Here is a 17677-nt window from a genome sequence, read left to right as displayed (position 1 = left end):
CGCTACTACGCCGAAACGGCCTCGGACTGGCTCGGGATACCGGGCCGGATCACCTGTGCACCCGTCTTTCGGAACACGCGAGCGCTGCAGGCCTCTGGGCGGCCGAGCTCATTGGCCTGGCTCGTTGGGACGTTGCGTGCGATGTCGAGGCAGAACCCCAGAAATGGCAGCAGCATCGAGCAACGTTAGCTGCACATCTTCCGTTTCGCGATCTGATCTATCCCGTCATTCGCTCATTCAGCCACAGTACAGAATACGTGCAGCTTAGTGTGGCTGATTGTGGCGTCGGAATCGCTGAGGATGATACGGACCGTGTCTTGGATCCCTTCTTCACCACTAAATCAAGCGGTCTGGAATGGGACTTTGGATCTGCCGTTCAATCATGGAGGCTCACGGAGGGCGTCTGTCATTTGCCCGCAAGTCGGAGCCGGCTGCGACGCTTCAATTCACTCTGCCGCTGCACAGGAAAGCCATGTCGTGATTGGACGTTCTGAGTCGCCGCACGACGACAGGAAGGCTGGGGCCCGTCAAACGGTCGTCTCGTCGTCGTGAACGATGGCTCAAGGCCGATCGCTCAAGAACCTCTTCAATCCGTGCGCCCGGGCGTCGCCAATTTCGGACGGCTCGCGAGATACGGCGGAGCAAGCTTCTGTTGTCAACAGTCTGGTTCCACCCGGCTGGCGGATTGAGCGGTTCTCGATTTCCAGACCGAGCTGCCGTCATTGACCAATCGGCCCGAGATTGAAGCGTTGGCGAAGAGGTTCCGATCCTTCCGGTCCACAGGCGTTCCCACGAATTGGTGGAACGAACAGCTTTGTCTCATAGCCGCCGAACCACCGATGCCGGGACAAGCAATCTATTCGCACGCGGCGAGTTCAACGATCGTCGCCGTGTCGAGGACCCTGCCGGCAAGGTCCTTGATCAAGATCTCGTTTCCAGATTCGGCGAGTTCATTTGCCTTGGCGAGAGCTTGCTTTGCGGAGGAAACGACGACCCGGATAGCACCGTTGCCGCTTTTCGAATAAACCTGATATCCAACGCCACCCATCGCGCCTCGCTGACGAAGATCTCTAACGTTCCTACAGATCCGCGCCTAGTGCAAACGAGCCACAGCCCACACCTTCCGAACGGAACGAGTGCCAGGCGCTGGTCTGTAAAGGATCACTGGATACACCGCTTAGCCGGCCGTTGTACGATTGAGAAGGCCCGTCGAAAGATGTTGATGCGTGCCTGGGTTGCCATCATCGCGAAACGCCCAGGGCGCAGCAAGCCGGTTCTGAGCGGCATCTCGCGAGGCCTCCCTTTCCGAACAAGCGCAGCGCCGCTAGCCGCTACTGACCCTGAGATGTTGTCCACCCCGTCGCCGAGAATGCTCGGAACGGAGCTTTGGCGACGATATATCTGGACCAATCAGCCGAGCTTGAAGCAGATCGATTTTCCCTCGACGGTACACTTGGCTTCTGACGAGGCTGGGACGCCGATCTGACGCTCAGTCTGTCTATTGGACTGCGGGGCAAAGCGACCGCCGCTCGATTTGCCGCTATCCTCCGCGACATCGTTCTGGCAAATCGACTCTTCTGAATGTTCCGCGCGTCAGCCTTTTCGGCCGGCCGCTGCAGGTCGCGCGCCTTCTCCCGGCAGCACTTAGCCGTTTAGGGAAGCCTCCTGCCGGTCGACCGCCGAGCGCTAAACCGAGTGATGGACGATAGAGTCCGACCTCGATGCGCCCCGCCAAGGGGCTGGGACAGCCACTGGTTGCTGCGCCTGCGAACAGAGGCAGATTGGTCACGCTTGGCAAATGGCCGCTATGGATAAGCAAGCAAGACAGTGCCAGCTGCATCCGGCACGGGTTAGAGAAGTCTCTGACTTTCGTCGATCGGCACCTGACACACGAGGCGGAGTGCCAGGCCATCTATGGTTTCTCAAAACGGAATGCGCCTTCACACCAGAGGCCACGGCGACCTGACGGTTGCTGCCGAAGACGTCCGCGGCTCCAGGTCGTAAAACTATCCGAATGCTTCACGGCGTGCCGGAGCACGAATTCTCGATGATGACGCTCGCCAGCCCCTTCACATGGACGTAATGAAACTGCAGATGATCTAGGGCGGGGTTCGTTCGCAATCTGGTGCTCAACACGCTCAGACAAATGCTGGCATGCAGCGCTGATGGACAATCCAGATCGCGGGTCAACCGCACCCGCGCCAGCATATGACGCTGTCGCAAAGCTCCTCACATTCCGCCCGCATTGCCGCTATCAACGCCCGCACGCAAAGAATGCACAAGTTCTCGCTCGACGAGATCGGCCCCTCATCAAGCGAACCTCTAACATCTCCACACCGTCAGCGTGGCTTCATCTCAGCACGTTGCCGTATGCTGAAGCGGCAGACTCGGAGCCCACATCCGGTTACCCCTAATCGCGACGTCCTGATTCTCAGGTCTCCATCGTTTCCGCGCCGGGAAAGACGGAGATCTCGGCAGAGTTGGTGAAAGCCCCGAACGCTCAGGCGACCCTTTGCGTGACAACGGTCGATATATCACGTTGGTTCGGGTTCCTGTAGCGCTCGGCAAGACTTTTGAACACCTCACCCATCTGATCTGAGCGAACAGTAAACTCCCCATAATTAGGATCAAAGAGGGTCGTCATTCCATTCGATGTCGACGTCGCGATTGAGTGTCTGCCACCTGCTGCGAAACGCAAGCTGAGCACGTACACCGATGGATCGGCCGTGATTTCGTTCACTATCTTGTTAATGCGCGAAGATGAGCCAAACCTATATCGTGTCTGTTCGTTGGATGGATGCAAACCCGCATCACTCAACATTTTGCCTCTTGCCTGAAAGTCATGAGAACCTCCTGCCCCAGCGTTTCGTAACTCAGTCTTGGCATCTTCATACTGCTTCTGCCGCACGGCCGCCGAGGCATGGTTTTGAGCACCCGGCTGCAGCGCACTCATTCGGGATGAGGGGCTACTATTGAGATCGAGCAGCCACTCCGCGGCCAACCCAAGGCAGATACCGTTAACATTGGCCTCAGGCAATTCAGCAGTCCTGTAATCGAACAGGGCACGGATCGGCCTTGCTGGAGAGGATGGATTGGAATCGGAGGACAGAGAGGATGTGCTGGAGTCGGAGGGCTCTGGACTGTAACCGTTTGCGTCTGGCCTGCTGCAGCAGCCCCCCATTTGGTCGAACGACTCACCATCTGACAGGCTCTCCTGTTGCGCGCATTCCGTAAGTGCTTGCGCAAAGCTGCCACTGTCCATCGACTGCCCCGATTGATCAGCCCGATTGGAAGCTATGGATTGTCCGCTCACTCGATTATACATGATGGCTCACCTGCCTCTTAAGCGCACGTTTCCTCAGAGCGAGTGCGGGATGCTCATGCTCTGCCTCTGAAGGATATTGCCGCAAGCTGACGGCGAGCTGTCGAGCCGACAAGCTTGGAATCGTTATCGTTCATGTCCCCTATTGGAGGCACACCGTTTTGATCGCCAGCTCTGTTCCGGGCGGGTGGCTGGGACTGCAGAGCACGTGGTTCCGCTTGAAGTGGTGCCCGCCCTCGATACGACTTCCGCTGTTGCTCGTACCCCTAGGTTCAACGCGCCTTTCCACAAGCACTGGCTTGAACACCCCCAAAAACTAATTCGAATCCCAACACGCCCACGATGAAAGTAGCTGCGGTGATGCATATGAGGCAAATCTTGCCGATTCAGTACACTTTAATGACCACCTGTGCGGCAGCAGGATTTCCGGCTGCCCCCCGGCACGTTGCAACTGGCAGAAAAGCCCGACATGTTCGGCAATCGCGCTGCCTTCCGGCGGCGCAGAACGACGTTTCTGCGCTAACCAAGCGCCCGCTTCTGCGCGGACATTGTTGATGCAACTCGTCATGCTGTCGCACTCATCCGTGCAAACAACATTGCCGCGTCGGACGGTCTTAGCCCAACAATGCCCACGAAGCTCGGCGGTGGCGTCGGGATGTCTCGATCAGTGGGTCTCCATAGATGCAGGCAATACCGGCTGTTATTCACATATTGCGAAAGAGGCGGATGCAATTGCATCACGCATTCCTCTTCATCCCAAAACAGGTCTTTTACGAAGCACATCTCTTCCCAGTTTGGACAACGCCGCGCCGTCGAGACAGCGACGTGCTCCCAGCTAGGACGAACTAATCCACTGATCTTGAGTTCACACCCGCAGGGACCCTGCACAAGAAACAGGCCGCAAGGGCCTGATCCAGGAACGCTGGCGAACTGGCCGTATTTTACCCGGCCAGCCTCAAGCTTCTCTATGATCTGCGCTCGCACGTCCCCTCCTTTGCCTCGCGGATCGCTTTGAAGTCGACGTAGATGACGTTGTCGGGCAACTGATCAATCGGCGCCAGCTCGGTCCTCACCCCGGCATTCCAAAACCACTCTTCAGCGAACCATCTGCTGAGAAATACGCTGATGTCCATCATCACTTGCTCTCCTAATTCTTGGTTTTCGAACGCTCACATCGTGTTTGAGGACACGACGGACACGCTCATCGCCCCCTTGATCGCAAGGCGCGCACGATCCGCTCGATACGAATCGGCCAGTTACACACCCATGGTTGACCCGACGGGCGGACCCGGTGGACGACTTCGTCACCACGTCGATCCTCGCGTGGGCCATCTTGCTCATCTATGCTGGCAGGCTTGGACTCTCATCGCCGAACAGCGCCGACCTGCAGGCAGATCAGCTCTTGAGCCTTAGCACGTCCAAACAAGTATTCATTGCCCTGCCCGTGCAGATCAGCTGGTGATGTGCTTGACCATATGAAATGGGTCGAGCCCGATCATGGCCCATCAACTCATCGACGATGGACCGATCGTCATCCCGGCGGCTCCATTTGATCGCATGTGATACCTGCTTGTAGATTCCATTATGGCGCGAAAACCGCGAGCGCTGCCGCCACTATGATTCGAAAGGGACGGCGCCTCGGTCCGCGCCGTCATGTGGGTCTTCGATAGCTCGCAGCACTCGCTTCTCGTGGTTTGAAACAGTGCCAATGCGTCATCTATGTGACCATGATCAGGCTGTAAGAGCGTAAACTCGAACTAGCTCGCATCGGAGCCGCAGCTGAGCCAACATGTCATTGAGTGAGCTGCCAACATCTCATCATTCTTCTTCCATCTCAGCAGCTCTTCGTCAGCTAGCGGTCAGGGAAGGAGGCTAGCTTGGCTTACTGCCTCAGACTCAATCGCGATCAACGGCGATCTTTCGGACCGCTTGTCGCCTGTGTCGCTGACGACGCACCTACTGGCGTTGGCTTTCAGACATCGGTGTCGCGAATTCGACTAAGGGCAGCTAGACCACGGCGCTGAACTCGACAAATCGCATTTTTCCTTTGTCAAAGCGGCGCCGGTACATCTCCGTTCGTGGCATGCTGATTGCAGCGGTCAAGAAAACGAAGCGAACAGGACGCGCCATAATCCACGATGGCCGTTTCGGCTGCCCGGAACGCTGCAGCGCTAAGCAGGCCGGCAATTCGCAGGGCTTTCGGCTGAGCGACGATACGAACGGAATTCTGACACTCAAGCCTTGAAGGAAGACCGCGAAACTCATGAGTGATACGAGACACCCAAACGCGCGCCCGCTTCCGTGGGCCAGCGCATCGTGGGATGAATGATGCACTGGCGCACACCAAAGCACCCCATGATCAAGCATTACGGCGCTGATTGCGGATCTTGGCCGACGCAAACGAAATGGAACCTGTGGCCACTGCTTGGGTTGTTCCTAAACGCGCTGCTCTGGGCCGGCATTTGCTGGATCGTCGCATCGCTCCTATGAGCGATACAGAATCGACGGCGATGTCTTGACAAATAGTGCGGCACACGAGCGCTTCTCGACCACTCGTATGCCGCGACTGTTCCGATCGAATCGTGCTGAGGATGAAGCAGGCGCACCACCGCCAGTCTGGCAGTGGCGATCTCTTTCTTTGACTTGGTTCAAGTCAACAACTGGCGGACTACCTAGACACGACATGCGGCTCTCTCGCGACGCAAACGAAACAGGCGGGGATAACAGGACAACGCCGCGAATCGGCGGACTGACATGACCCGCCAACATGCCGACTGACATCGACTACTACCCGCGCCCAGATGCGCAACTAAGGCCGGAAACGTGCTTTGTGACGCTTGCGCAAGGATGGCGACAGGGATCGCGTCGCCAGCCTCGCCAGCGCCCCGACCCCATCGCAACAGGAGCAGGCCGTCATACCACCATATTGCGCGCGGCCACCTCGTCCCTCTCCCCCGAGATCCATCGCCCCGCCGAACGGCGCGGCTCACCCCGTATACAGACTTGCAATAGACTTGGCCGCGCCGAGCGCACTGAGCGACCTTTGCTCCACAAAAGAAACTGCGAGCCGGAATGTGCGCGCGCGCTTTGCCGAAGCGCGGCCAGCCCTCACAACTCATAGTCGGACAACGCATCGTTCTCGTTTTGGCTCGCCTGCCAATCTTGGGCACGCAGAGCCAGCTTGTCGTATTCGATGGCAATCTTAAGAAGCCTATCTCTTAATTTGCCGTAAGCGAGTGCTTCCGCCTTCTTTCGCGTTGCTTCCGCACGGCCTCGCCAGTGATTGGGCTCGTAGAGTTTACTTTTTGGATTCATGGCGGTGAGCATGCAATTCTCAGATCAAAGAAATGCGACAACCGCGCTACGTACAATTACGTAACAGCGAGGCTCATCTCGTTAGCTACGCCACGGTACCATTCGCAGCCGCCGCACAGCAATACTGTGTGCACTGGTCCATCCGAACTCCCTCGCGCAGGCGTCGCTAAGACGGAATATGCACATTCCAAACATCTACAGGCGATTGGGCCCACAAAGGGGCTTGAATCGCTCGTTGCGTCAGATTGTACGATCCTAGACAAGTGAGGGCCACCTTCGACAATCTCGACGCTTCCTGACAGATAATGCGAACTGCGCGCCCGGGCCCATTTTCCGGTCGTCAGGTCATCTTGCGTTTGGCGCCAAATAACAACCACTGCACCACCGGCTTGAAAGGATATCATGAGTCAAAACCAACGACTCCGTTTGGCTTCGCTTCTCAATGCCAACTACCGCGCTATCGCTCTTGCTGTCGCAATGACAGCCGCAATCCCCGGACAGGTGAATGCGCGCGACCAAGCGCCGACCGCGGAGGAGAAGGAGGCTTGCATGGAGGACGTGTTCCGCCTGTGCAGCAGCCACATACCTGATCGTGCCGCCATTATGTCTTGTCTCCGATCAAAGCAAGCGAGCCTCAGCCAGCAGTGTCGCTACGTGATCTCCGTTCGAGATACTGGCAAGAAGAACAGTGACTCAAAGTGAGGGATCGCCGGCCGTGAGCGTGCCAGTTCACATTCAAAAATGGATCAAGCCTGTTCTTCCACCAAGGCAAGCGATCAAGCGCGGGCCGTCGAGAGTGGTACCAATCGGTCACAACTGACAGAAGCTCTGGCCCACAGTGCTTGTCCGGATAGGCGAATGCACAAATTACACTTCGATACGGTTCTAATCGCCAATAGGGGCGAGATAGCTGCACGAATCATCAAAACGCTGCGGAAGCTTGGACTCCGTTCTGCAATTGCCTACCACGAGGTAGACGCCCTGACCCCGGCCGTCTCCATGGCCGACTTGGCAATTCCGATCAGTGGCCGCACGCCGGTGGCGAGCTATTTGGACATTGCGCAGATCATAGCTGCCGCTCGCAAGGCGAACGCCGGGGCGCTGCATCCAGGATATGGATTGCTTTCCGAGAGTGCGGAGTTCGCCAGGGAGGTGATCAAGGCAGGCATTACCTTCATCGGGCCTGCTCCGGAAGCCATCGAACTCATGGGGGACAAGATCCGGGCCCGCAACTTCGTTCAGCGCAACGGCTTTCCAGTCCTTCCCTGCGCCATCGAAGAAGATGATCCGACGACATTCGTTTCGAGAGCGCAAGCTGTTGGATTTCCTTTGCTGGTTAAGCCGACGGGGGGCGGTGGGGGCAAGGGCATGCGAATTGTCCGCGACCCAAATGCATTGGAAGCAGCCATCGAGCAGGCGCGCAGTGAAGCGCGTTGCTACTTTGGAAATGGCCGACTTTATGTCGAACGATATCTCGAAATCCCGCGGCACATCGAAGTACAGGTGTTGGGTGACGCCTTCGGTAACCTAGTCCATCTCTTCGAGCGCGAGTGTTCAGTGCAGCGCCGCTTCCAGAAGATCATAGAAGAGACGCCCTCGCCCGCGTTATCACCACAATTGCGGACACGGATTTGCGAAGCCGCGGTCGGCATCGCCCGTGCGGCGCAATATCAAAATGCTGGAACGGTCGAGTTCATCCTCAGCGAAGGCGACTTCTACTTTCTCGAAATGAATACCCGCCTTCAAGTCGAGCATCCAGTGACCGAGATGGTCACTGGTGTCGACCTGATCGCCGAACAGGTTTATGCCGCAGCCGGCCGCGAACTTGCGCTTGCGCAATCCGATATTGCTTCGAACGGGCATGCGATCGAGCTCAGGCTGTACGCGGAGGCCCCCGAACGCGGATACGTTCCAACCACTGGCAAAGTACTTCTTCTCGAGTATCCGGACGGCGTACGGATCGACAGCGGCATCATGCGAGGTCAGCACATCACGGCGGCGTTCGATCCGATGCTTGCAAAGATTATCGTGCATGCCCCAAGCCGCATAGAGGCTGCTATGAAAGCCCATCGTGCGGTTCGAGAACTTGTTCTACTTGGGTGTGAGACCAATGCCAGCTTGCTCGCCCGGATCCTAGCTGACGAGGCATTTCTCGGCGGTCAGTTCCATACGGGATACCTTGAAGAAAACCCGCATCTTGCAACCGACAATTTTGCTACCGGATTGTCTGCGTTCCTGGCATCCGCCGCTCTCCTGACGAGACCGGTGCGTGCTTCCGCTGACGCCGTGCCCGAGCTTCACGCAGCATTTGGCAGCTGGAGAAATTGACGTGTATCACTCATTCGAGGTCGACCGCGTAGACCATAGGCTATGGCTTTCAACCAGCCAGCAGGGTTACCGGCTTCATTTGCGCGACCAAGTGATTGCCCCCGTCGCGTTCACGCATCACGGTGAGAGTAGTGGCATCCTGACCATTGCCGGGGAAAGCGAACCGGTCAGGTTTGCTATCGATGGCGACCTGATTCATCTGCATATACGCGGCAGAAGCCGCATTGTGCGCTACAATGACCCATTGCGAGCGCTCACTTCCGCGAATGACGAAACACGCCTGCTAATCGCCCGTGCGCCGATGCCTGGCGTAGTTGTTGCGACTACCGTTTCGCCTGGCCAATCAGTCTCGGCGGGAATGGCACTGATGATGATTGAGAGCATGAAGCTGCAGACGATCATACGCTCACCGCAGGACGGCATCGTCGATCGAATTCACGTCAAGGAAGGCGAAAGCTTCGAGCATGACGCTGAGCTGGTCACGCTCTCCGAAGAAGGGCGCTGAAATGCAGCGGATCGGTTCCGTAGCGGACGTTAACTCGCAAGCGTTTCGCCGCAACGATTGCCACAACAGACAGCTTGCGGCCGAATTGAAGGAACGGCAACGCGCTGCCCGCTTCCATCGGCCAGAACGGGATTTCGAGCGACTGCGTCGACAGAACAAACTGTTTGTTCGCGAACGGCTCGCAGCCTTGCTCGACCCGGAAACTCCGTTCCTAGAGCTTTCCACGCTGGCCGCCAACAAGGCGTATGATGGCGAGGTGCCCAGCGCCGCGCAGGTCGTCGGCATCGGCATTGTAGCGGGTCGGGAGGTGATTGTTCATGCCGACGATGCCAGCGTGAAAAGCGGTGCATGGTATCCGCTCTCAGTCAAGAAGATTGTGCGGGCCCTGGATATCGCCATCGAAAACCGTCTGCCGGTGGTTCATCTGTGCGACTGCGCGGGCGGGTTCCTGCCTTTGCAGGCAGAATTCTTTGCGGATCGCTACCACGCTGGTCGAATACTCCGGAATCAATCCATTCTCTCGAAGATGGGAGTGCCGCAGGTCGCCATCGTCATGGGCCACTGCACCGCGGCAGGGGCCTACGTCCCCGCGCTTAGTGAATACAACATTATGGTCGAAGGTACGGGGGCGATTTTTCTCGGCGGCCCCCCGGTCGTAAAGGCTGCCACCGGGGAACACGTGTCGGCCGAAGATTTGGGCGGCGCCCTCATGCATACCAACGTGTCGGGCACCAGTGATTACGTCGCAAGCTCTGAGATGCATGCAATTGCGATTGCCCGCGACGTCGTCGCTCGGTTCCGCCAACCGGCGAAAACTTGGATCGATCGAGTGGCTCCTGAGCCGCCCGCTTACAGTGCTTGCGAACTCTACGGTATCATTCCAAAGGATGCCCGAGCGCAGTTCGACATGCGAGAGATCATCGCTCGTCTGGTCGATGGCAGCCGATTTCATGAGTATCAGCCGCGTTATGGCACGTCACTTGTGTGTGGCTTTGCGCGGCTTCATGGATATCAAGTCGGGATCCTTGCCAACAATGGCGTGCTGTTCAGCGATAGCTCGCTGAAGGGTGCTCATTTCATCCAATTATGCGACAAGAATCGGACGCCCCTGCTCTTCCTGCAGAATGTCACGGGCTTCATGGTTGGCCGCGAATATGAGCGGCGTGGGATCACCAAGGACGGCGCTAAGCTGATCATGGCTGTGTCCGGAGCGTCCGTTCCAAAGTTTACGATTGTTTGCAATAGCTCGCACGGCGCGGGCACTTACGCTATGTCGGGACGCGCGTTTGATCCTCGATTTGTGTTCAGCTGGCCTAATTCTCAGATATCCGCGATGGGCGCTGAGCAGGCCGCAGGCGTTCTCACCCACGTCAAGGCACGACAGTTGGCTCGCGCGGGCGGACGCCTCTCCGAGCAGGAACTGGCAGCCATTCGAGAGCCAATTCTTGAAGAATATCACGAACGATCGAGCGCCTATTATGCGACCTCCGAAATCTGGGACGACGGCATCCTGGATCCTGTCGACACCAGAACCGCCCTCGCAATTGCATTGAGCGCTTCGCTCAATGCGCCGATCGATGCGCCGCAGTATGGCGTGTTCCGGCTGTAACGCAGGACCGAACACGAGATGCAGCTTGAGATAAACCACCTTGCGCAACCGTCAGCAGGTAGAGTTCGATGACAGCCAATCCGTGAAAGCAGTAGAGCATGGTGTACGTGACGTTCTGTGCACCTTCACCTGCAATCTGGCCGGCTACCTTCTGGTAGCCATAAGATCGGGCTTCGACCCCAAACAGGTAATGGAAGCCGGCTTCAACGCTCGACGACGCGGCGCGCGCAGGCCGAACGCTTCCGTGGACCGGATCGGAACACCGTGATCAAGAGACAGCCGCGGCAACCACCGGCGCGAGACATTTACGTTGGCGCTGGCGTCCACGCGCCTGCACTATTCTGATCGGCCGATGAGCTGTCCTGACAGCACCATAAGATGGAGAGCTTGACCCTCACGTAGCGTCAGGTTGTAGCCTCACCCAGGGGCCCGCGCCCAACCAACCGATACGCACGGGCCAATGAAGTATCAGCCGCCCAGGAGGCAGGCAGCTGCTTCGATGCACCAATGTCACGTCTCTTCAACGCCCCCCGTTGAACGGACGAGCCTCAGCTTTGGACAGGGATCGTGGAAAGTTCGATGGAAGCGCTCAAATCGATCATTGGCAAAGTTGCCAGCGGCGCCACTCTGACGCGTGAGGAAACCGCGTTAGCCTTCGACAGCATGATGTCGGGACACGCGACCCCATCGCAGATCGGCGGCTTGTTGATGGGAATGCGGGTTCGCGGCGAAACGGTCGAAGAAGTTACCGGTGCAGCCTCGGCGATTCGGGATAGAATGCCGCGGGTCGAGGCGGCATGCGATCCCATCGATATCACTGGCACGAGCGAAGGCCCCATGTGGTCGGTTAACGTGTCGACATGCGCCTCCTTTATTGTTGCCGGGGCCGGCGTTCCTGTTGTCAAGACCGCCAACCGCGATGTGTCCTCAGGTTCGTGTGCCGCAGACGTGTTGGCGCGCCTCGGCGTGAAGATCGACCTTGAGCCTGAGGCGGTTGCGCGTTGCGTGCACGAAGCTGGCATCGGCTTCATGTTTGCGGCGCCCCATTATCCGGCGATGCAGCGCGTTGGCCAGATTCGGACCGCACTTGGGACCCACACGATTTTCAATCTAATCGGACCTCTGTCCAATCCGGCCAGAGTCAAGCGGCAGATGATCGGAGTATTCTCTCGCGAATGGGTCCAGCCTTTGGCGTATGTATTGAAGAATCTTGGTGCGGAATCGGTATGGGTGGTTCATGGCTCGGACGGACTCGACGAAATTACCCTTACCGGCCAAACCTTTGTTGCAGCCCTAGAGGCGGGTACAATCCGCACCTTCGAAGTGACGCCGGAAGAAGCCGGTCTCCGCCGCTGCCGCAAAGAGGCGCTGGACGGCGGCGATGCCGACGCGCTCCAGGGCATGCTCGATGGTGCACCAAGTCGATTTCGCGACGCCGCGCTTTTGAATGCGGCGGCGGCTTTTATTGTAGCCGGCCGGGCCTCGACGCTGCAGGAAGGCGTTGCACTTGGGAGAGATTCGCTTCATCGCGGCGCCGCGGCCGCCCGACTGAAGCGACTGATCACGGTTTCCAATGCGTGACAGCCGAGTTGGTCGATGTTCCAACATTCTGATCAAGACCAATGCTCACAAGTGCGAAGGGACAGCAGGCGCAAACGCGCGCTGCTTCTGCGAGCTTTCGAAGACGTTGTTGCCATCTATCCGCGTACTGATCAAACAATTCGCCTTAACCACACGGCGCGAGAGTCCCCTTCTTTATCGGCAAGAGCCTGTTGCGGCACACAGTTGAAGTCGGGGACCGCGACGAAGCGCTCGTGCGCTGCGCAAAAGGAGATCATCGGGAAATGTCCTCACAGGATATGGAAACACTCGGATCTATTGCAACGATAGAACACATCATTCGAAAGTTTCGGGAATTGATCGACACAGACGGCTCGATTCCGCCGGAGCTACGAGGTGCGCTGCACGCGACGCTCGATGGGCATCTTCTCGATGCGAAAAAGCGTGCTCTGTTGAGAGTAAATTAGCGTGCCTATGCTGCTACATGCGAAAAAAACTCCGGCCGGACTGTTCCCCGTCGCGATCGACGCAGCGGGCAGGATCGCCGCTGACACGTCCATCAACAGGGCACTCCCAAGCAGGAAACTTCCTCGCGCTGAGATGCTCGGTGAGAGGGGCAGCCATTGGTTGCGCAATGCGACACCGTGCGCCCGATAGCAGGCGCAAAGGAATCAAGGTCATCCGCGCGTAACGGAGACACCAGAATTGGAGTAAAACTCCAGAGGCAGGTCATGAGCTACCCGTCCCCTCCTAGGATTCGTGATATTCCATCTGTCCAAGCGACCGAGTTCCGTCAGGCCATGCGAAATCTGGCGAGCGGTGTCGCCATCGTGGCGACCGGAAAGGCCGCCGAACGACGTGGACTGACGGTTAGTTCGGTGACCTCCATTTGCATGGAGCCCCCGTGCCTACTCGTTGGCATAAAAGTCGGCTCCGAGACGCATGACGGGATACTCGCCAGTCGCAGATTTGGAGTCAGTCTTCTGCGCAGCAACCAGGAGGACCTTGCGCTACGTTTTGGCGGTCAGGAGGGTGCGAAAGGTGTTCATCGCTTCGATACCGCGCCCTGGAAACAGGGCATCTTCGATGTACCGCTATTGCCAAACGCGTTTTGTGCGCTCGAATGCGTCCTGTACGACCACAAGGTGATTGGCACACATACCATCTTTATCGGACGAATTGTCGCGACCCGGGTCGGCCACGGCAATCCATTGATCAACTTCCGGGGCGCGCTTCGAACCCTGCTGCTTGATTGAGTGCGATTTCCCTTTGCGGCGTTCACGCGCGCCTGCACGTGTTAAAAATCGATGACCTGCATTTTCATGATCTGCGTCACGAAGGCACCTATCGTATTTTCCCGCGAGCCGCGATCCCCGCGCCAGCACAAAAGGTGAGCTACCCGCTCAAGCTGGACGACCTATTGATGCGAACAACGCGCCCGAGGCAGGCTTGGCACAAGAGGTCGGAATCGGGCGCGCTGATTCGCCCCCCAAGCCGAGGTTAACCGGGATTATACTCATCTTGCGAAGTGAGTATAAAAACGCTCGACGCCGGGTTCCACCTCGAGCACGAACTCACGAGATTGCTCGATGGCGAACCGAGCCGCTATTTTGCGTCGGCATGCGCGCCGGAAGACGCCACTGATCTTGTCGCCGGCCTTGGCATCGACGTGTTCAAGGCCAGTGCGCGCAGACATCCTCGCGGAAGAGTATTGGGAATGCAAGCTGCGCAGCTATCGGAGGAATTGATCAGAACAGCTACAGTTCACGAGACAGCAACGGCTCTCGAGCTTGCATGTTGGAGCCTACCAAGTTTGGTAGCTGTTTATTTCAACCCGCGTAGCATCATTGCCTGCGGCAAGACTTAGACTTCAGAGGCCCAGCTGACCCACAACGTTGGCGACTCTGAAGGTCTTCGCGTTAGATCATGATGCGATCAAATGGATCCTATCACGATTTTCTGCGAACGATGAAGGTCGAACTCAAAGGGCGTCAGATCTATGTCCAGCAACCCATTCGAAGCCGCGGTGATTCTCGACGGCATCCGCCGCTGGGTCGAGATCGAGTCACCAACGGAACGGCCGGACCAGGTCAATAAACTGGCTGATCTCGTCGCGTCGGGCTATCGTGACTTGTCAGTCAGCGTCGACCGCGTTGCGGGACGCGACGGCTGCGGCGATCATTTGGTCACACGCTCGTCCTGGGGCCAAGGCGTACCGGGCATTCTCGTGCTGAGCCATCTCGACACAGTTCATCCGATGGGGTTCATCGAGCGCCTGCCGTTCAAAGTCGAGGGCAACAGGGCATTCGGCCCCGGCATTTATGACATGAAGGGTGGTGCCTATCTCGCGTATCCCCCGCGGGTCACTTCAAATTCCTCCGGGTGAGGTCAGTCAAATTCCTCCACCCGCGAGGCAGGACATGGTGATTGTTAGTTTGACATTGTCTCCCGGGCAAGGGCTTCAGCGGCCTCTTTGAGCCGATAGCTGCGTCCGTCGAACTCAAGCAGATGGCAATGATGCATCAGGCGATCGAGGATCGTCGTGCTCATGGTGTTGTCCCCCAGGTATGTCCCCCAGTCTTGCACGACGCGATTGGAGGTGACGATGACGCTGCGGCGCAGTTTGTAGCGCTGATGGATCAGGGTCTGCAGCAATGCGCCGGCGTCGTCAGGGATGGCGCGTGCGAGGAACAGATCGTCCAGCACGAGGAGATCGCAGTCGATGATGGTTCGCAGCCGGACCTCGCGTTGTGCCGGGGAGTTCATGGCGTAGCGGTGGAAGAAGTCGTCGGTCTCAAGATACTGGATCTTGTGGCTTTGCAGGATTGCCTGATAGGCAATCGCCTTGGCGATGTAGGACTTCCCGGTGCCAGGTTTGCCGACAAGCAGCGCGTTCTCGCCAGCGGCAATGAACGCCAGGGTGTGGAGCTGGAAGCAGGTTTGGCGCGGCAATTTGGGATTGAAGGACCAGTCGAACTCGGCGAGCGTCAGCTTTTCGTCGAGCCCGGATTGCTGGTAGCGGCGCTCGATGAGGCGGGACTGACGACGGTCGAGTTCGTCCTGCAGGATCAGGGAGAAGGTCTCGAGGAATGGCTGGTTGGCGCCCTGCGCCTGCAGCACGCGCGTCTGCAGCGTGTCGCGGACGCCCGACAGGCGCAGCTGTCGCAGGCAACGCTCAATTTCCGGCATGGTCATCATGTGGCTGGGTCTCCAGTTTGAGGTGAGAAGATGCAGCGGGAGCGCTCGTGGCGCCGGAGCTGGCCGGGGTTGCGCAGGCGACACGAGCGTGGCTGTCGTGAGCCTCGGCCTGCCGGCCATTGTCGCCGGCATCGTGCCGCACGGCACGGCTGAAGAGATCGCCGTATTCGGCCGGGGCACGGATCAGCGGATGATCCTGGGTGAGCGGCGATGCCGGTTGTGGCGTCGCTCCAACCTGCTCGATCGCCTGTTCGAACAACCGCTCGACGGTCGCACGCACGTGCTTGTAGCGGTAGATGCGGTTGTCGATGGCGTGCGCGCAGGCTTGCTCGACCAGCCGCGCCGGATACTTCCGGCTCAGCCCGACAATGCCCCACATCGCGCGCTGTCCGGGACGTCCCTCGGTGTCGAACACCTGCTGGCACAACGCCTTGGTCTGCGGCCCGATGCGCTCGGCGCTCGCCAGCAACACGGCGGTTTGCCGCGACGGATTGAACGGCCGTTCGTTGGTTGGCAGGACGACAGAACCGGGGTGCGTCATCCTGGAATGAACACGCAGCAGCGCACGGGTGTGGCGATCACGGATCTCGATCATGGAGGCGTAGATCCGCACAACGACCTGGCTGCCGATGGGCGCGGGTCGCGCGGCGTAATAGCTGTTGTCGACGCGTACGGTGGTGTCGTCGCAGACGGTCCGAACGACCTCGGTGAAGATGCGGAGGGGCGCGACAGGCAGCGGCCGCAGGTGCGGCTTCTCCTCCTGGAACATGGCCTCGACCTGACGGCGCGTGCTGCCGTGGATGCGCCTGGAAGCCCAGTTCTCCTCCCAATGCCGCAAGAACTCGTTCTGCGCTTCCAGTGTCTCGAAGCGCCGTCCAGCCAGCGCGGTGCCCTGGGTATGTTGAATCGCATTCTCGACGCATCCTTTCCGATTGGGGTCGGCCACCCGCGCGGGATCGGCGACCACGGCGTAATGAGCCAGCATCGCGCTGTAAATCGGGTTGAGCTCGGGCTCGTACAGATCGGGCTTGAGGACACCTTCCTTCAGATTGTCGAGCACGACATATCTGACAACGCCGCCAAAATACCGGAACGCTTCTTCGTGAAGCTGCGCCCAGACTTGCTGGCTGGATTGCCAGACCACTCGCCGGAAGCTGCGCCGCGAGTAGCGCAGCGTCATCACGAACAGGCGGGGGCGGCGGTACCGGCCGCTCCTGGGATCGATCGTCAGAGCGCCCTCGCCATAGTCGACTTGAGCCTCCTCGCCGGGGAGGAACTCAAGTCGATCAAACTGCTCGGGATCGCTGTGGCGCAACGTGCGGACAAACCGCTTGACGCTCTGGTAGCTGGACGGAAAGCCAAATTGATCGACCAGGTCCTGGTAAATCGCCTGCGCATTCCGCTTCAGGCGGACCTGTCCTTCGATCCACGTCCGATGCGGTTCGCAGGCCGAGCGGGCCAGGCTGCTGCTGACCGTCGCTTCCGATGCCCCAAAAGCCGGTGGTCGGGGTGGAGGAATTTGGCCGTCCTCGCTCACCGGGCCGGTGGTCACTTCCCCGGGGGAATTTGCCTCCGCACCAGCCCGCAGCGCCCGGTAACGCCGGATCGTCTTGCGATCGACCCCCGTCAACCTGTGGATCTCGCGCTGGCTGGCGTTGCGATCGAGTAGCGTAAATACCGTGCTTTGCAGGTGTGGCTTCAAGACGTTCAACTCCCCGGTCCCTTGCTGGCTAGACTAAAGGGACCGAAAATAAACGTCCTGCCTGACCGCTACCGCTGTTCAGCGGCGCTGACGGCGATCATCAGGTGGGGGAGTTTCAAGTGACCATACCCGGGGGAT

General features: G+C 58.5%; 14 protein-coding genes and 1 pseudogene. 9 read left to right on the top strand and 6 right to left on the bottom strand.

The window, feature by feature from the left end:
- Nucleotides 1-856: 856 nt before the first annotated feature.
- From ACE10X_RS11505 to ACE10X_RS11495, 3 genes are all read right to left on the bottom strand, one after another.
- Entirely contained in the window at nucleotides 857-1048 is a 192-nt protein-coding gene (locus ACE10X_RS11505; protein ID WP_016841051.1) for a hypothetical protein, read from the bottom strand.
- A 1452-nt stretch (nucleotides 1049-2500) separates the two neighbouring features.
- The gene (locus ACE10X_RS11500; protein ID WP_233475764.1) at nucleotides 2501-3037 is read right to left on the bottom strand and encodes a YopT-type cysteine protease domain-containing protein; all 537 of its coding nucleotides are present in this window, start codon (nucleotides 3035-3037) and stop codon (nucleotides 2501-2503) included.
- Between the two features lie 1250 nt (nucleotides 3038-4287).
- Nucleotides 4288-4458 (bottom strand): hypothetical protein, encoded by a 171-nt coding sequence (locus ACE10X_RS11495; protein ID WP_016842003.1) that lies wholly within the window; start codon nucleotides 4456-4458, stop codon nucleotides 4288-4290.
- 155 nt (nucleotides 4459-4613) lie between these two features.
- On the opposite strand from ACE10X_RS11495, the gene ACE10X_RS11490 reads away from it, so the two are divergent.
- On the top strand, nucleotides 4614-4784 hold the full coding sequence (locus ACE10X_RS11490; RefSeq protein WP_233475768.1) for a hypothetical protein: 171 nt from the start codon (nucleotides 4614-4616) through the stop codon (nucleotides 4782-4784).
- 1646 nt (nucleotides 4785-6430) lie between these two features.
- Here the strand turns inward: ACE10X_RS11490 and ACE10X_RS11485 are convergent.
- A complete protein-coding gene (locus ACE10X_RS11485) occupies nucleotides 6431-6649 on the bottom strand; it encodes a hypothetical protein (RefSeq protein WP_016842006.1) in 219 nt (72 codons plus the stop codon).
- A gap of 846 nt (nucleotides 6650-7495) precedes the next feature.
- On the opposite strand from ACE10X_RS11485, the gene ACE10X_RS11480 reads away from it, so the two are divergent.
- From ACE10X_RS11480 to ACE10X_RS11445, 8 genes and pseudogenes are all read left to right on the top strand, one after another.
- Entirely contained in the window at nucleotides 7496-8965 is a 1470-nt protein-coding gene (locus tag ACE10X_RS11480; RefSeq protein WP_016842008.1) for an acetyl/propionyl/methylcrotonyl-CoA carboxylase subunit alpha, read from the top strand.
- Nucleotides 8907-9470: a biotin/lipoyl-containing protein gene (locus ACE10X_RS11475; protein ID WP_155258714.1), complete on the top strand. Its 564-nt coding sequence runs from the start codon at nucleotides 8907-8909 to the stop codon at nucleotides 9468-9470. The genes ACE10X_RS11480 and ACE10X_RS11475 overlap by 59 nt, the downstream gene beginning before the upstream one ends.
- Nucleotide 9471: 1 nt before the next feature.
- The gene (locus ACE10X_RS11470; protein ID WP_026192385.1) at nucleotides 9472-11079 is read left to right on the top strand and encodes an acyl-CoA carboxylase subunit beta; all 1608 of its coding nucleotides are present in this window, start codon (nucleotides 9472-9474) and stop codon (nucleotides 11077-11079) included.
- Nucleotides 11080-11119: 40 nt separating this feature from the next.
- A complete protein-coding gene (locus ACE10X_RS11465; protein WP_125459188.1) occupies nucleotides 11120-11347 on the top strand; it encodes a hypothetical protein in 228 nt (75 codons plus the stop codon).
- A gap of 311 nt (nucleotides 11348-11658) precedes the next feature.
- Complete coding sequence (gene trpD / locus ACE10X_RS11460; RefSeq protein ID WP_016842012.1) at nucleotides 11659-12660, top strand: anthranilate phosphoribosyltransferase; 1002 nt, start codon at nucleotides 11659-11661, stop codon at nucleotides 12658-12660.
- Nucleotides 12661-12923: 263 nt separating this feature from the next.
- Entirely contained in the window at nucleotides 12924-13106 is a 183-nt protein-coding gene (locus ACE10X_RS11455) for a hypothetical protein (protein ID WP_075968510.1), read from the top strand.
- Nucleotides 13107-13370: 264 nt separating this feature from the next.
- A complete protein-coding gene (locus ACE10X_RS11450; protein WP_085964790.1) occupies nucleotides 13371-13895 on the top strand; it encodes a flavin reductase family protein in 525 nt (174 codons plus the stop codon).
- A gap of 743 nt (nucleotides 13896-14638) precedes the next feature.
- Nucleotides 14639-14992, top strand: a pseudogene (locus ACE10X_RS11445) (M20 family peptidase); the annotation flags it as partial.
- Between the two features lie 77 nt (nucleotides 14993-15069).
- Here the strand turns inward: ACE10X_RS11445 and istB are convergent.
- Both istB and istA read right to left on the bottom strand, forming a co-directional pair.
- On the bottom strand, nucleotides 15070-15837 hold the full coding sequence (gene istB, locus ACE10X_RS11440) for an IS21-like element IS1631 family helper ATPase IstB (RefSeq protein WP_209946072.1): 768 nt from the start codon (nucleotides 15835-15837) through the stop codon (nucleotides 15070-15072).
- Entirely contained in the window at nucleotides 15815-17548 is a 1734-nt protein-coding gene (istA, locus tag ACE10X_RS11435; protein ID WP_209946074.1) for an IS21 family transposase, read from the bottom strand. The genes istB and istA overlap by 23 nt, the downstream gene beginning before the upstream one ends.
- Nucleotides 17549-17677: the final 129 nt, after the last annotated feature.

The organism is Bradyrhizobium sp. Pha-3 (assembly GCF_042258325.1).
GTDB classification, from domain to species: Bacteria; Pseudomonadota; Alphaproteobacteria; order Rhizobiales; family Xanthobacteraceae; genus Bradyrhizobium; species Bradyrhizobium elkanii.
The sequence above is the reverse complement of the archived record's forward strand: the minus strand, read 5'-3'. Positions and strand labels throughout refer to the sequence as shown.

Bases quoted from the DNA above. Each gene is read 5' to 3' on its own strand.
- ACE10X_RS11505 (WP_016841051.1), bottom strand. From the start codon at position 1,048: ATGGGTGGCGTTGGATATCAGGTTTATTCGAAAAGCGGCAACGGTGCT.
- ACE10X_RS11495 (WP_016842003.1), bottom strand. From the start codon at position 4,458: ATGATGGACATCAGCGTATTTCTCAGCAGATGGTTCGCTGAAGAGTGG.
- ACE10X_RS11485 (WP_016842006.1), bottom strand. From the start codon at position 6,649: ATGCTCACCGCCATGAATCCAAAAAGTAAACTCTACGAGCCCAATCAC.
- ACE10X_RS11480 (WP_016842008.1), top strand. From the start codon at position 7,496: ATGCACAAATTACACTTCGATACGGTTCTAATCGCCAATAGGGGCGAG.
- ACE10X_RS11470 (WP_026192385.1), top strand. From the start codon at position 9,472: ATGCAGCGGATCGGTTCCGTAGCGGACGTTAACTCGCAAGCGTTTCGC.
- trpD (WP_016842012.1), top strand. From the start codon at position 11,659: ATGGAAGCGCTCAAATCGATCATTGGCAAAGTTGCCAGCGGCGCCACT.
- ACE10X_RS11455 (WP_075968510.1), top strand. From the start codon at position 12,924: ATGTCCTCACAGGATATGGAAACACTCGGATCTATTGCAACGATAGAA.
- ACE10X_RS11450 (WP_085964790.1), top strand. From the start codon at position 13,371: ATGAGCTACCCGTCCCCTCCTAGGATTCGTGATATTCCATCTGTCCAA.
- istB (WP_209946072.1), bottom strand. From the start codon at position 15,837: ATGATGACCATGCCGGAAATTGAGCGTTGCCTGCGACAGCTGCGCCTG.